Source organism: Trebonia kvetii, assembly GCF_007827045.1.
Classification (GTDB): domain Bacteria; phylum Actinomycetota; class Actinomycetes; order Streptosporangiales; family Streptosporangiaceae; genus Trebonia; species Trebonia kvetii.
Genome location: NZ_RPFW01000010.1, coordinates 86,150 through 100,043, shown reverse-complemented (window position 1 = coordinate 100,043; position 13,894 = coordinate 86,150). Strand labels below are relative to the sequence as shown.

The 13,894-nt window shown below is 70.3% G+C and carries 12 protein-coding genes and 1 tRNA gene; 6 read left to right on the top strand and 7 right to left on the bottom strand.

Features of this window, described 5'->3' with window-relative positions; translation table 11 throughout:
* Positions 1–101 precede the first annotated feature (101 nt).
* From EAS64_RS38875 to EAS64_RS38855, 5 genes are all read right to left on the bottom strand, one after another.
* On the bottom strand, positions 102–1,271 hold the full coding sequence (locus EAS64_RS38875; RefSeq protein WP_222849938.1) for a lactonase family protein: 1,170 nt from the start codon (positions 1,269–1,271) through the stop codon (positions 102–104).
* 77 nt (positions 1,272–1,348) lie between these two features.
* Positions 1,349–2,179, bottom strand: coding sequence for a PSP1 domain-containing protein (locus EAS64_RS38870; RefSeq protein WP_145861565.1), 831 nt, complete (start codon positions 2,177–2,179; stop codon positions 1,349–1,351).
* Positions 2,180–2,228: 49 nt separating this feature from the next.
* Complete coding sequence (locus EAS64_RS38865) at positions 2,229–3,368, bottom strand: DNA polymerase III subunit delta' (protein WP_145861563.1); 1,140 nt, start codon at positions 3,366–3,368, stop codon at positions 2,229–2,231.
* Positions 3,365–5,551, bottom strand: coding sequence for a dTMP kinase (tmk, locus tag EAS64_RS38860; RefSeq protein ID WP_246116084.1), 2,187 nt, complete (start codon positions 5,549–5,551; stop codon positions 3,365–3,367). The genes EAS64_RS38865 and tmk overlap by 4 nt, the downstream gene beginning before the upstream one ends.
* Before the next feature lie 156 nt (positions 5,552–5,707).
* Positions 5,708–6,043 (bottom strand): hypothetical protein, encoded by a 336-nt coding sequence (locus tag EAS64_RS38855; protein WP_145861561.1) that lies wholly within the window; start codon positions 6,041–6,043, stop codon positions 5,708–5,710.
* Between EAS64_RS38855 and EAS64_RS38850 the strand changes: the two genes are divergently transcribed.
* Entirely contained in the window at positions 6,033–6,227 is a 195-nt protein-coding gene (locus EAS64_RS38850) for a hypothetical protein (RefSeq protein WP_145861559.1), read from the top strand. The genes EAS64_RS38855 and EAS64_RS38850 overlap by 11 nt on opposite strands.
* Before the next feature lie 207 nt (positions 6,228–6,434).
* Here the strand turns inward: EAS64_RS38850 and topA are convergent, their stop codons facing one another.
* Positions 6,435–9,176: a type I DNA topoisomerase gene (gene topA / locus EAS64_RS38845; RefSeq protein WP_246116100.1), complete on the bottom strand. Its 2,742-nt coding sequence runs from the start codon at positions 9,174–9,176 to the stop codon at positions 6,435–6,437.
* Positions 9,177–9,553: 377 nt separating this feature from the next.
* Between topA and EAS64_RS38840 the strand changes: the two genes are divergently transcribed.
* The gene (locus tag EAS64_RS38840; protein WP_145861554.1) at positions 9,554–9,739 is read left to right on the top strand and encodes a DUF5703 family protein; all 186 of its coding nucleotides are present in this window, start codon (positions 9,554–9,556) and stop codon (positions 9,737–9,739) included.
* A gap of 8 nt (positions 9,740–9,747) precedes the next feature.
* On the opposite strand, the gene EAS64_RS38835 is transcribed toward EAS64_RS38840, so the two are convergent.
* A complete protein-coding gene (locus tag EAS64_RS38835) occupies positions 9,748–11,070 on the bottom strand; it encodes a M20/M25/M40 family metallo-hydrolase (RefSeq protein ID WP_145861552.1) in 1,323 nt (440 codons plus the stop codon).
* Positions 11,071–11,282: 212 nt separating this feature from the next.
* On the opposite strand from EAS64_RS38835, the gene EAS64_RS38830 reads away from it, so the two are divergent.
* The 4 genes from EAS64_RS38830 to EAS64_RS38815 all read left to right on the top strand — a co-directional run bounded on the left by EAS64_RS38830 (position 11,283) and on the right by EAS64_RS38815 (position 13,879).
* Positions 11,283–11,368 (top strand) — tRNA-Leu (locus tag EAS64_RS38830).
* Positions 11,369–11,574: 206 nt separating this feature from the next.
* Entirely contained in the window at positions 11,575–12,048 is a 474-nt protein-coding gene (locus EAS64_RS38825) for a hypothetical protein (protein ID WP_145861551.1), read from the top strand.
* Positions 12,045–13,103: a tyrosine-type recombinase/integrase gene (locus tag EAS64_RS38820; RefSeq protein WP_145861549.1), complete on the top strand. Its 1,059-nt coding sequence runs from the start codon at positions 12,045–12,047 to the stop codon at positions 13,101–13,103. Before EAS64_RS38825 ends, EAS64_RS38820 begins: the two co-directional genes overlap by 4 nt.
* Positions 13,100–13,879, top strand: a complete 780-nt coding sequence (locus EAS64_RS38815) for a hypothetical protein (RefSeq protein ID WP_145861547.1) — start codon at positions 13,100–13,102, stop codon at positions 13,877–13,879. Before EAS64_RS38820 ends, EAS64_RS38815 begins: the two co-directional genes overlap by 4 nt.
* The last annotated feature ends 15 nt before the right edge of the window (positions 13,880–13,894 follow it).

The following is a 13,894-nucleotide window of genomic DNA, read 5'->3' as shown; positions in this document are numbered from 1 at the left end:
CGTACCGCCGCCGCCGGCTGGAGGAGGGGAAAGTCCGAGGGCCGGCCGTGCCGTCACCGAGACAACCCGGCCGGCCCTGCGGATGGGAAGCAGTGGCAACCTCAGCTCGCCGCGATCCCTTCGCCGCCGGCCCCGCCAGGCACGGTGACCGACCCGACCTGCGCCAGCGAACCGCCGGAGCCCACCGCGAACTCGTCGACGATGCCCGCCTTGCCCGTCTGCACGTACAGGAACCGTCCGTGCGCCGCAGCGGCCGCGTCAACGGTCCCGGCGTCGGTCGCGGTGTTCCCAAGCGCGGTCAGGCCGCCAGAGTGCGCGACATCGTAGCCGGATACCGATCCGCTCCCCGCGTTCGACGCGTAGAAGTGCTGGCCCGCCCGGACGATCCAGCAGGTGGCCGCCTGCCCAGTGCTGGCGATGCCGAGCTGAGTGAGCTGGCCGCCGTGCGACAGCGTGAAGGTCGCGACCGCGTTCGGCCCCGCCTCGGCGATCACCACGTGCCCGTCCCTGCCGAAGGCCGCGGCGAACGGCACGGCACCGGTCAGGGTGTTGACCACCGGGCTCGCCGACAGCCGCCCGTCAGGGCCGACGGCGAACACGTCCACGTCGTTGCCCGTCGCTTTCGTCGTCACGAGCAACTGCGTGCCGTCTGGCGTCAACGCCACCTGCCCGGGCGTCGCCGTGAACGCCGACGCGGCCGTGGTCCCCAGCCCGAGCGCGCGCAAAGAACCGGAAATCGCCGTCAGGTGCCGTCCGTCGAGCCGGTATCCGTAGAGCGACCCGCCGCCGAGGGCATTCAGAACGTATGCGTGGTTCCCGCGCACGGTCACGCTGACAGGGAAGTCGCCGCCTGACGACAGGACCTGGCTGAGCGTCAGATGGTCGCCGTCGACCAGGAACACGGAGATGGTGTCGCTGCCCGGGTTGACCGCGATGAGCAGCCCGCGGTGCCTGTCGAGGGCGAGCGCGCCCTGCGACGCCGTGTGGTCCACCACGGAGCCGCTGAGAATGCCGCCCAGACCCCCGGTGGCGTAGGTGCCCGCGGCGGTGAGCGTGCCGTCCCCCGCACGGTGGTAGGCGGCCACGGCGTTGCCCGCGGTGTTATCGGTCAGCGCGAAAACGGCGCCGCCGGCGCCATCGAAGGTGTGCTGCCGGGGCGCCGACGGTTTGACCGCGGCCGACGCGGCGGGCGCGGCGAACGCCGCGACGGCGATGGCCGCCACACTGCCGGCCAGCACGCGCGCCGGGACGAAACGGATGAGTGCCTTCACAAGGTTTCCCCTTCCCTGGGGATCGGACCTGACTGGAACGCAGCTGCGACCATTCAGTCCCGGGGAAGGGAGAAGCGTTACGCGCTGTTGCCGTGCGTGGACTCGTAGGCGAGGCGTGAGCCGCACACGCTCGCCACCGAGCAGGCGCAGGTGCGGCCGTCCGCGGTCAGCTTCACCACGACGCTGTCCGAGGGGACGTTGTGCCCGACGACGGTGCCTGGACCCTCTTCGGTCTCCACGCGGGAGCCGGCGCGCGGCGCCGACTTCTTGAAGTCCTGGTACAGCGGGTGCTCGTACTTCAGGCAGCACATCAGCCGCCCGCACGCCCCGGCGATGCGCATCGGGTTGACCGGCAGGTCCTGGTCCTTGGCCATCCGCACCGAGACAGGCTCGAAGTCCTTGAGGAAGGTCGCGCAGCACAGGTCCCTGCCGCACGGCCCGATACCGCCCTGCAGCCGCGCCTCGTCGCGCGGTCCGATCTGCTGCAGTTCAACCCGGGACCGCAGCCGGGCCGCGAGGTCGCGGACGAGCGCGCGGAAGTCCACCCGGTGCGGCGCGCTGAAGTACACGACGAACACGTTGGTCGCCGATACGAAGTCCACCGCGATCAGCTTCATCGGCAGGCCGTGCTCGCGGATGAGCCGCCGCGCGGCCAGCTTGCCCTCCGCCCGCCTGCGCCGGTTGTGCTCGTCGCGGATCAGGTCGTCCGGGCCGGCCAGGCCGGCGCACACCGGCAGGCCGCCGACGTCTTCCGTCATCCACTGCGGCGCCCACACGCATTCCGCGACCTCGGGGCCGCTGTTGGTGGGCACGAGCACCTTGTCGCCGATCCTCGGTTCGTGGCCGCCTGGGTCGAGGTAGTAGAGCCGCCCGTACCGCTCGAAGCTGACTGCCATCATCATGCCCATCGGGCTAGCCTAAGGCGCGCGGCACCTTAAGCAACAGACCGGTAACGGCTCAACCCCGGACAAGCGAGATCGTCAGCTCCTCGACGGCGAGCAGCGGCGCGACGTTGAGCGTCACCCGTTCCCTGCACAGCATGACCGCCTCGATGCGGCGCAGCGTCGCCTCCGGCGTCGAGCCGGCGGCGATCCGCCGCAGGTCATCGAGCCGGTCGGCGTTGGCGAGCTCGACCTCGGCGCCGACCTGGAGCATGAGCACGTCGCGGTAGAAGGCGGCGAGCTCGAGCAGGGCGCTGTCCAGGGTGTCGCGCTTGACCCGGGTCGCCCGGGACTTCTGCCTGTCCTCCAGGTCCTTCATGGCCCCGGCCATGCCGCGCATCGCCTTGGCCACGCCCTTGCCAGTCGATCCCTCGCCGAACGCCTGGCGCAGCGCCTCCCGCTCCGGCTCGTCGAGCTGCTCGGTGACCGCCTTGGCCTCGTCCTCCGCGGTCTTGACCAAAGCCGCGGCCGCGGCCAGCGCCGGGCCGAGGGACACCGACTGCACCGGGACCTTGAGCACCGTCTCCCGGCGGGCGGCGGCAGCCGGGTCGAGCGCGAGCCGCCTGGCGCGGCCGATGTGCCCCTGCGCGGCGCGCGCCGCGGCGAGCGCGCGGTCGTAGTCAATCCCGTCCCGCTCGGCGAGCACCGTCGCTACCGCCGCCGACGGCGGCACCCGCAGCGTCATCACCCGGCAGCGCGACCTGATCGTCGTCACCAGGTCCTCAGCCGACGGTGAGCACAGCAGCCACACGGTCCGCGGCGCGGGCTCCTCGATCGCCTTGAGCAGCGCGTTGGCGGCGGCCTCGGTGCACCGGTCGGCGTCCTCGAAGAGCACGACGCGCCAGCGGCCTCCTGACGGCGCGCCCGCGGCGCGCAGCACCAGGTCGCGGGTCTGCTTCACGCCGTAGGAGAGACCGTCCGGGCGGACGAGGAGCAGGTCTGCGTGCGTGCCTGCGCGCACCTGATGGCACGAGGCGCACTCGCCGCAGCCGCCGTAGGGGCAGAGCAGCGCCGCCGCGAAGGCGCGGGCCGCCACCGACCGGCCGGAACCAGGCGGCCCGGTGAACAGCCAGGCGTGCGTCATCGCGCCCGCGACGGCATTGCGCAGCTGGGCGACGACCGCCTCCTGCCCGGCGAGCTCGTCCCACACGCTCACCAGGGGTCCGCCACCTCATCAGGGACATGGTCGGGGATGGCGGGGAACGAGCCGGTCGCGGCCTCGGAGACGTGCGGCACCGGGTCGGGCAGTATCTCCCTGATCCGGTCCTTGATCTGCTGGCCGATCTCCGCGAACGGAGCGGTCGCGTCGAGCACCAGGTAGCGCTCCGGCTCGGCGCGGGCGAGCCCGAGGAAACCGACCCGCACCCGCCGGTGGAAGTCGAGTGGCTCCGCCTCGAGCCGGTCGGCGGACCTGGCGCGGCGGCTCAGGCCGGCCTCGGGAGCCAGGTCGAGCAGGACGGTCAGGTCGGGCAGCCGTCCGTGGGTCGCCCAGCCGTTGAGCATCTCGATTTCGGCGGTCGGCAGGCCACGGCCCGCGCCCTGGTAGGCGAGCGAGGAGTCGATGTACCGGTCGGTGATGACCACCGCGCCGCGCTCGAGCGCCGGGTCGATGATCTTGGCCACGTGCTCCGCGCGGTCCGCCGCGTAGAGCAGCGCCTCGCAGTGCGCGGACATGCCGGAGTGCGCAGTGTCGAGCAGCAGTGCGCGCAGCCGCATGCCGATCTTGGTCGCGCCCGGCTCATGCGTGGTCACCACGTCGTATCCCTGCTCGCGCAGCCAGATCGCGATCAGCCGAGCCTGCGTGGTCTTGCCGGCGCCCTCGCCACCCTCGAAGGCGAGGAACAGGCCGGCGTGCCCGTGCGGCTGCTGGCCGTCGGCGGCCGGGGCGGCGGGCACCCGCTTGAGCGGCTCGTCGCGGATCGCCGTGATCAGGTCCTCGAGCAGCGGGACGCCCTTGCGGTCGTCGAGTTGCCGGTAGGACTGGATGCCGACGAACGCGACGAGCACCGCCGACAGCAGCAGCAGCAGGTTGTCGCCCGGCGCGCCGTAGGTGATGTGCGCGATCTTGACCTCGCCGTTGCTTGATCCGGTCACCGCGCCGATCGCCGCGGAGAAGCCGGTGGCGATGAACCCAGCGACCGCGATCACCGCGAGCAGGATGGCCTGGATCGTCGACTGGAAGAACGCGAACACCCGGCCGCGGGTGTCGTCGTCCACTTCGAGGCCGACAATGGTGAACCCGGTCGGGTAGGCGATCCCCGATACCACGCCCATCAGGAAGACGAACAGCGCGACCACGCCCAGGTTCGGCACCAGGGCGATCACGGTGAGCGGCACCGCGGATGCGGTCAGCGTGACGCCGAACAGCCGCCGCCTGGAGAAGTCGCCGAAGGGCCGACTGCCGAATCCCATGCCGATCGCCAGGCCGATGAGGATCAACGCGAAAACCAGGCTGAAGCCCGCCGACCCGCCGTCCAGGGTGGACTGGATATAGGACGGCGCCAGGCCGATCACCACGCCGGCCGCGCAGAAAGCGCCGAGCATCCCGATCACCAGCCCGCGCACGACCGGCGTGTGCCTGATGAACCGCCAGCCCTCCCAGATCGCCTTGGCGGTCGAGGGCACCGAGATGCGCCCGCTGTGCTCCCGCTTGCCGATCTGCCGCAGGGTGTAGACGGCGATCGCGGAGACGAAGTAGGACGCCCCGTTGAAGTACAGCGCCAGGTCCACCTTGTTGGCATGGAAGAACGGGATGCCGTGCCCGAGCGCGGTCGAGAGCCAGCCGAGCAGGGCGAACAGGCCGGCCGCGAGCGGCGCGGTGCCGTAGGTCATCAGCTGGCTGAGCTGGTTGGCCCGCTCGAGCTTGTCCTTGGGCACCAGGTTCGGCACCGAAGCCGCGCACGCGGGATTCCAGAACTGCGAGGCGATCCCGGCGAGGAACTTCGCCACGAAGATCCAGGTCAGGTTCGGGAACAGCGGGATCGAGATGAACAGCAGGCCGCGGATGACGTCGCCGACGACCATCGTCACCCGGCGGTCGAGCCGGTCGGCGAGCGCGCCCGCGATCGGCCCGAGCAGCAGCGCGGGCAGCAGGGTGACCACCCAGACGCCGCTGATCGACGAGGTCTTCGCCAGGTTGCTGCCGTGGGTCACCGACGGGGCGAGCGCGACGAGCGCGAGGATCGAGAGCCAGTCACCCAGGCTGGACAGCGACAGCGCTACCCACAGCCTGCGGAACGGCTTGATGGACAGCACTCCCTCCCCGTGGCGCGCGCGTCTGGCCCGGCGGGCCGGCGGCACCTCCGGGCGTGCGCTGCGGGGGGCGGAGCGAGAGTTCACGGCGCTAGGCTATCGAGAACGGCAGCGTGCCTGGTGGCTACTGCTTGATCGTGATTTTACTTTCCTTAGTAATGTCCGTATTGATGCTTTTCATACGGTTGACACGCATGCCGGACCCTACGGGGAACGCCGTGCGGCTCCCGCCGATTCCGCCGGTCAGCCCGCGTAGCTGACCGGGTCCACCGCCGTCGACGTGACCAGCGCGTAGCTCATGATCTCGCAGCCGGTGAAGTTCAGGTCCTGGCCCTCGATGCCGACAGCGTCCACCTCGCCCTCCGCCGACATGCCCGGGCCTATGTCGGGCAGGGTTCCCGCGTAGTTCGATCCGGCGATGCCGCCGCCCGCGGTGAACCCGACGTAGAGCTTCGCCGAGCCGGTGACCGCGCTCGAGGTGTTGGCGTACCGGTAGATCAGGCCGCCGGCGGCGGTCGTACCGAACTGGGACTGCTGCGCCGGCGAAAGCGGCCCGCAGTAGACCGCCGTGATCTTCATCGGCCCCTTTTGCATCGTCCCGGCCGGGGCGATCGTGATGTTGCTCGCGACGGGTGTCGGCGTACCGGTTGGCGTCGGTGAGCCGATCGCGACCGCAGTGCCGCCCGACGACGCAGCGGAAGCCTGCGATGTCGAGCCGCCTGACGACCCCGCCCCTGCGGATCCCTTGGCACCCGGCGAGTGACCGGAGCCCGCCGGCGACGCGACCGCCCCCGGTGACAGCCGGGCAGCGGACGATGACTGGCCTGCTGAGCAGCCCGCCGCGGCGAAGGCGGCGAGAACGGCACACGCGGTGGCTTTTCTCACTATGTCAAGACGCTCCGAGTCCGCTTTCGGTGCACGCGGTTACCAACCTGTTGCCCACACGGCCTGCCGCCGCGGCCGGCGTCGCCTACTCCGCCGACTTCTTAGCGGCCGGCTTCTTCGCCGTCGTGGCCTTCTTGGTCGTGGCCGCCTTCTTCGTGGTGGTCGCCTTCGTCGTCGCCGCCTTGGGCTTGGCGGCCGTCGTGCGCTTGGCGCGCGGCGCAGGCGCGGCGGCGCGCCGGTCGGCGAGCAGTTCCGCGGCGCGTTCCACCGTGATGGTCGCCACCTCGTCGCCCTTGCGCAGCGAGGCGTTGGTTTCGCCGTCGGTCACGTACGGGCCGAACCGGCCGTCCTTGATCACCATCGGCTTGCCCGACGCCGGGTCGTTGCCCAGCTCGCGCAGCGGCGGCGCCGCGGCCGCGCGGCCGCGGCCGCGGGGCTTGGGCTCCGCGAGCAGCGCCTTCGCCTGGTCGAACGAGATGGTGAACATGTCTTCCTCGGTGGCCAGCGAGCGGCTCTCCGCGCCCCGCTTCACGTACGGGCCGTACCGGCCGTTCTGCACGGTGACGGGCTCGCCGTCGACCTCGCCGAGTGTGCGCGGCAGCGACAGCAGCTTGAGCGCGTCATCGAGCGTCACGGTGTCCAGGGTCATGGACTTCAGCAGCGACGCGGTGCGCGGCTTGTCCTTGGCGCCCTCAGGCAGCACCTCGGTCACGTACGGACCGAACCGCCCGGCCTTGGCCACGAGCTGGTGACCGGACTCCGGGTCGGAGCCAAGCGGCTTGTCGCCACTCGGCTCGCTCAGCAGCTCTTCGGCCTTCTCCGGCGTCAGCTCGTCGGGTGCCAGGTCCTCAGGCACGTTCGCCCGCTCCCCGTCCCGCTCCAGGTACGGCCCGTACCTGCCGACCCGCACCACGATGTCGGTGCCGGCCAGCGGGAAGGAGCTGACGTCCCTGGCGTCGATGTCCGTGATGTCGGACACCAGTGCCTTAAGACCAAGTCCCTCATCGGAACGGGGTCGGGTATGTGTGGTCGGCACAGCATTTTCCTGGGCGTCGTCGCCGAAGTAAAAGCGGCGCAGCCACGGGACACGCTCCGCCTCGCCGCGCGCGATCTCGTCGAGCGCGTCCTCCATCTGCGCGGTGAACTCGTAGTCGACGAGCTGGCCGAAGTGCCGCTCGAGCAGCGTGATCACCGCGAACGCGAGGAACGAGGGCACCAGCGCGGTGCCCTTCTTGAAGACGTACCCGCGGTCGAGGATCGTGCCGATGATGCTCGCATAGGTCGAGGGCCGGCCGATCTCCCGGTCTTCAAGCTCCTTCACCAGGGACGCCTCGGTGTAGCGGGCCGGCGGCCTGGTGGCGTGCTCGGCCGGGTCGAGGCGCAGCGCGGTCAGCGGGTCGTTCTCCGCGAGCACCGGCAGGCGGCGCTCCTGGTCGTCCCGGTCCGCGGCGGTGTCGTCGGTGGATTCGACGTAGGCCTTGAGGAACCCGTAGAAGGTGATGATCTTGCCGGAGGCGCCGAACTCGGCCCGCTCGCCCGCCGTGGAGTTGCCGGCGACCTTGACCGAGACCGACTCGCCGGTCGCGTCCTTCATCTGGCAGGCGACGGTGCGCTTCCAGATCAGGTCGTAAAGCCGCAGGTGGTCGCCCCTGAGGCCGGCCTTTGCGGCCTGCGCGGGTGTGCGGAACCTGTCGCCCGCCGGGCGGATCGCCTCGTGCGCCTCCTGGGCATTCTTCACCTTGCTCGCGTAGGTCCGCGGCGCGTCGGGCACGTAGTCCGCCCCGTACAGCTCCCGAGCCTGGCTGCGGGCGGCGTCGATCGCGGTCTGCGACAGCGTGATCGAGTCGGTCCGCATATAGGTGATGAAACCTTCCTCGTACAGCCGCTGCGCCACCGACATCGCGTACTTCGCGGTGAAGCCGAGCTTGCGGCTCGCCTCCTGCTGCAGCGTCGTGGTGCGGAACGGCGCGTACGGCGAACGCCGGTACGGCTTGCGCTCGACGCTCGACACGCTGAAGCTCGCGTCCCGCAGCCGCCCCGCCAGGGCGCCGGCGGACTCGCCGTCGAGGTGCAGCACCTGTGCCGCGTCCCGCAACTGGCCAGTTGACGTGAAGTCGCGGCCCTGAGCGACCCGCTTGCCGTCCACGCTCTGCAGAGTCGCGGTGAACATGGTGGGATCGTCAGGCAACCGTTCGGTGCCGTGCTTTGCAGTCGCGAAGTCGGCCTCAAGGTCCCAGTAGCTCGCCGAGCGGAATGCGATCCGCTCGCGTTCCCTGTCGACGACAAGACGCGTGGCGACCGACTGGACGCGGCCGGCCGACAGCCGCGGCATGACCTTCTTCCACAGCACGGGGGAAACCTCGTAGCCGTAGAGGCGGTCAAGGACGCGCCTGGTCTGGTAGGCGTCGACCTTGCCGTCGTTGAGCTCGGTCGGGTTGGCGATGGCGCGGGCGATCGCCTCCGGGGTGATCTCGTGGAAGACCATCCGCTTGGTGGGCACCTTGGGCTTGAGCTCTTCTCTCAGGTGCCAGGCGATGGCCTCGCCCTCGCGGTCCTCGTCAGTGGCGAGGTAGAGCTCGTCGGCGTCCTTGAGCAGCGACTTTAGCTTGGAGACCTGCTGCTTCTTGTCGCTCGGCACGACGTACAGGGCCTGGAAGTCGTTGTCCACGTCGACACCGAGCCGCGCCCAGGGCTGAGCCCGGTACTTCTCGGGTATTTCCGCGGCCTTGTCGGGCATGTCACGAATGTGGCCAATGCTCGACTCGACGACATAGCCCTTGCCCAGGTAACCCGCGATGGTCCTGGCCTTCGCAGGGGACTCAACAATGACGAGCCTGGTGCCGCGGCCGTTACCGTTAACGGCCGCGCCGTTGTTGCCGGTCGCTGCCCCGTTGTCCCCGTTCTCGGAGGCCGCCGCTGTCTTCCCCGCGGCCCTGCTTCTTGCTGGCACGCTCTTTCCAACCTCACATCAACGCCATGGCCCGTCCACGTCTGAGCAGGCTCCCGGTCGCGCTTCCAACGCAACGCCCGCCGCAAGTACCATACGCGGCGCAACGACGAATTGCCCGTCCCTGCCGTTATCCCTGCAACCCGGTTAGCCGTCCAGACTGTTCCCGAGTGCTTTATCACACAACACCCGCCGCAGTCCCGGAACTTCGCGCGCATGGCTTGCGCAGCGGGCTCACCGGAGCAGAATAAGAGGCAATGGCCGACTACGACTACCTCGTCTTGTACTTGCCGCGCGGCACGACACGCGACGCCGCGCGACGCATACTCACGGAGCATGCGGAGTACGGATCGTGGGAGCTGGCCAGGCTCCGTCTCTATGCCGACGGCAGCAGGAAGGCTACCCTCCGCCGTCGAATAATACGCGCCGTAAAGACGTTCTGACGCTTCTCTCAGCAGATGTCCAGGAGCCGGTCCACCACCCGCACGCCAAACCGCAGGCTGTCTAGCGGTACCCGCTCGTCGACGCCGTGGAACATGCCGGGGAAGTCGAGTTCGGCGGGCAGCCGCAACGGGCTGAACCCGAAGCACCGGATGCCGATCTTGCTGAACCACTTGGCGTCCGTCCCCGCGGACAGGCAGTAGGGCGTCACGATCCCCTCCGGGTCTTCCGCGTTGAGTGAGCTTTTCATCGCATTCCACAGGTCACCGTCGGCAGTCGTCTCAACCGCGACGTCGTGGTGGATGAACTCTCTGCTGACCGCCGTGCCGAGCAGCCGGTCGAGCTCGGCGAAGAACTCCTCCTCCCGGCCGGGCAGGAACCGCCCGTCGAGCTCGGCGGTCGCGGTCTGCGGGATCACGTTGACCTTGTAGCCGGCCTTGAAGCCCGTCGGGTTGGCCGTGTGTTGCGTGGTCGCGCCGATCATCTTGCTCATGCCGCCGAGCTTGCCGATGACGCTCGCGGGGTCCTGGGGGTCGAACTCGACGCCGAGCGCTTGTGCTGCTCTAGTCAGAAATTGGCTTGTGGCGTCTGGGAGCTGGGTCGGCCACTGGTGCCGCCCGACCCGAGCGAGTGCCTCGCTGAGCTTGGTGACGGCGTTGTCGTTGTGGATCATCGACCCGTGACCGGCGGTGCCCGTCGCCTTCAGCCGCATCCAGGCGATGCCCTTCTCCGCGGTCTGCACGGCGTAAAGGCGCTGGTCACCGACGGACACGCTGAACCCGCCGACCTCGCCGATCGCCTCGGTGACCCCCTCGAACAGGTCAGGGTGCTGCTCCACAAGGAACTGGGCGCCCCAGGTGCCGCCCGCCTCTTCGTCCGCTGTGAAGGCGAGCACGACGTCCCTTTTGGGTTTCCGGCCCTCCCTGAGCCGTTGCCTGGCGACCGCGAGCATGATCGCGTCCATGTCCTTCATGTCGACCGCGCCGCGCCCCCAGACGCAGCCATCGGCGATCTCCCCGCTGAACGGATGCTGCCGCCAGTCTTTGGCGTCGGCAGGCACGACGTCCAGGTGGCCGTGGATGAGCAACCCGGGGCGTGTCCTGTCTTCGCCTTCGATGCGCGCGACCAGGCTGGTCCGCTTCGGGTGCGACTCCAGAACCTCAGGCGCCAGTCCGACCTCGCTCAGGAGCCCGGCGACGTACTCCGCCGCGCGGCGCTCACCGGGCCCCGAATGGTTGCCCGGGTTCGTCGTGTCGATCCTGATCAGGTCGCGGCAGATCGCCGCGACCTCCTCTTCCGCTGAGCTCACCTGGTTCACCTGGTTCTCCGTCACTTGTCCATCGTGCCACCGGCCTTCTTGCGGCCGGCCCTGGGGCCTTTGGGCGCCCAGCGGCTTGGGCGACCTGGGCGGCTGCCGCTCTGCGGCGGGCCGTCTGAGCTGGGGCTTCGGTCAGGCTGACTGCGCTTGCTTGGGCAGACTCGATGGGTTCGCGAAGTCTCCGAAGGTTTGCTAACCTTAGCCAGCCGACGCGATCGGCACACCTGGTCCGGGTGGCGGAATAGGCAGACGCGCTAGCTTGAGGTGCTAGTGGCCGGTGACGGCTGTGGGGGTTCAAGTCCCCCCTCGGACACCCATATCGGTGGAATCTCCCCAAATCGGACAGCGCTTGAACACGCTTATGCAGCGTGTTCAAGCGTCGGCTCGGACACGCGAACTGACGGGGAATCTCTCACACGCATCCCGCTTTAGCAGGCCTTTCGCCTCCTTGAACACGCCTACATGCGCCGCTGCCGTGCGCACTGCGGCGGTTCCCGCTCTCCCTGTCGGGAGGCGGCCATGACCGCGCGACCTCTGGCTCCTGTCATCCCCTCATCGGCCGTCCTGTCCGGCCGGCAGTCCGCCAGGGCCGCCGGGGGCCGGCCGCTGCCGCTGGCCGCCCCGGTCTCCGTCCCGGCCCCTCCCGAGGGCGTGGTCTATGGAATCGGCCGCATCGACGCCTCCGGCCGGATCGCCGACCGGGCCCTCACCACCGCCCTGGGCTGGTGTGGCGGAGACCGGCTGACTCTCACCGCCGACGCGGGCGTGATAACCGCCCGCCGCGACCCCGGCGGAATGATCACCCTGCCCGGCCGCGCCTGCATAGCGATCCCCGCCGTGCTACGCCGCCGCTGCGGCCTGCGCCCCGGCGACCGGGTGCTGCTGGCTGCAGTCCCCGGCGAAGACACCCTTACTGCCTACTCCCTCGCCGTGGTGGACCAGGCCATCCGCGCCCACGGCTCGTTCCCGCACGCGCAAGGAGAAAAGTCATGACGACCGTCCCGAGCTCCCCGCCTGTGTCCCAGCAGGCCGCAGTCGACGCGGCGCTGCTGGTCCTGAAGTCGATGGGCTTGTCCCTGGAGGACCTGACCTCCGCCCCCGGCCAGCGGCCGCCCGTGCCGACGTTCGCCGACTACATCCCGATCGTGTCGGCCGCGGTCACCGACGGCACCCGCCGGGCATACGGAACCTACTGGGGCCGCATCACCCAGCAGTGGGGCACCCGCCACCTGGACGAGCCCACGCCATCAGAAGTCCGGCAACTCATGAAGCTCATCAAGGCCAATGCGGTGCAGCGGCGCAACGGGCGGGGCGGCCGCAGCGCCGAGGAGCACCTGGTCGCCGCACTGCGCTGCCTGTACCGGCACGCCGAAGACGACGGGCTGATCAGCGAGAAGGACAACCCCGCCCGCAAGGTCGACAAGCCCCGCCGACTGCCCTCCACCCGCCGTGCCGTCGCCGACACCCGGCTTGCCGAGATCAACGAGGTCGCCGCCACCACCGGCGACGACCCCGAACTCGACACACTGATTTTGCGGCTGCACGCCGAGACCGCCTGCCGCCGCGGCGGCGCGCTCGCCCTGCGGCCGGCCGACCTTGACCGGGAACAGTGCCTAATCATGCTGCGGGAAAAGGGCGAGACGGTCCGCTGGCAGCCAGTCTCCCCCACCCTGATGGCCGCGCTCATCCATCACGCAGAGGAGCGCCACGCCCCGCCGGACGGGCGACTGCTGCGCTACACCGACGGGCGGCCGGTCACCTACCGGCGCTACGACGGGCTGTGGGTCCGCATCGGCAGGCACCTGCCCTGGGTCCGCACCCAGCAGATCAGCACCCACTGGCTGCGGCACACCACCCTGACTTGGGTTGAGCGCAACTTCGGGTTCGCCGTCGCCCACGCCTACGCCGGTCACACCGACGGCACCGGCGACACCGGCTCCGCCACCTCGACGTACGTGCGCGCCACGCTCACCGAGGTCGCCACCGCCCTCGCCGCGCTGACCGGCGAACCCCACCCCCTTGCCGAGCCCGGAACGGTGACTCCATGACAGCGCTCGCCAGCGTCCCTGCGGTCCGGCCGGACCAGCTGGACCAGCGTGCCGGCGGACCAGGGGACGCGGACATTGGCCCGGCCGTGGTCCGCGGACCGGGCTCTGCCGAGGACCGGTCCGGGCCAGCCCGGGACCAGGCCAGGACCGTCCGGTCCTGGCCCCTGTTCCTGCTGGCCGTCCCGGCCGCCGCCGAGGTGTGGTCCGGCTGGGTCGGCATCGCGCGCATGACCGGGTTCGGCCTGGTCTCCCCGCTGCCGGGCATCTGGCCCTCGCTGCGCCTGGACACCAGCATCACGCTCCCGGTCGGCGTGGAAGCCTACGCCGCCTACGCGCTCCGGGCCTGGCTGGCAGCCGAGCCCTGGATCAGTCCCCGCACCCGCCGGTTCGCCAGGCGGTCCGCGATCAGCTCCTTCGCACTCGGCATGGCCGGCCAGGTCGCCTACCACCTGCTCGCCCAGGCTGGGGAGTCCCGCGCGCCGTGGGCCATCACCACCGTAGTGTCCTGCCTGCCGGTCCTCGTCCTGGCCATGGGCACCACCCTGGCCCACCTGCTGCGCGGCGACGCCGCGGCTTCGGCAGGCAGCGCACCTGCGGGACCAGCCGGCGGGCAGTTCCCGGCGCAGTCCGCCCAAGACCAGCCAGCAGACCACAGCGGTCCGGGATGGACCAGGACCCGAAACCGGACCAGGACCACTCGACGGACCAAGACCACGGCGCGGACCGGCCCGCCTCAGCTGCCACTCAGGCCGACAGGACCGCCCGACCCCGCCTGAGCTTGCCCCCGTTTC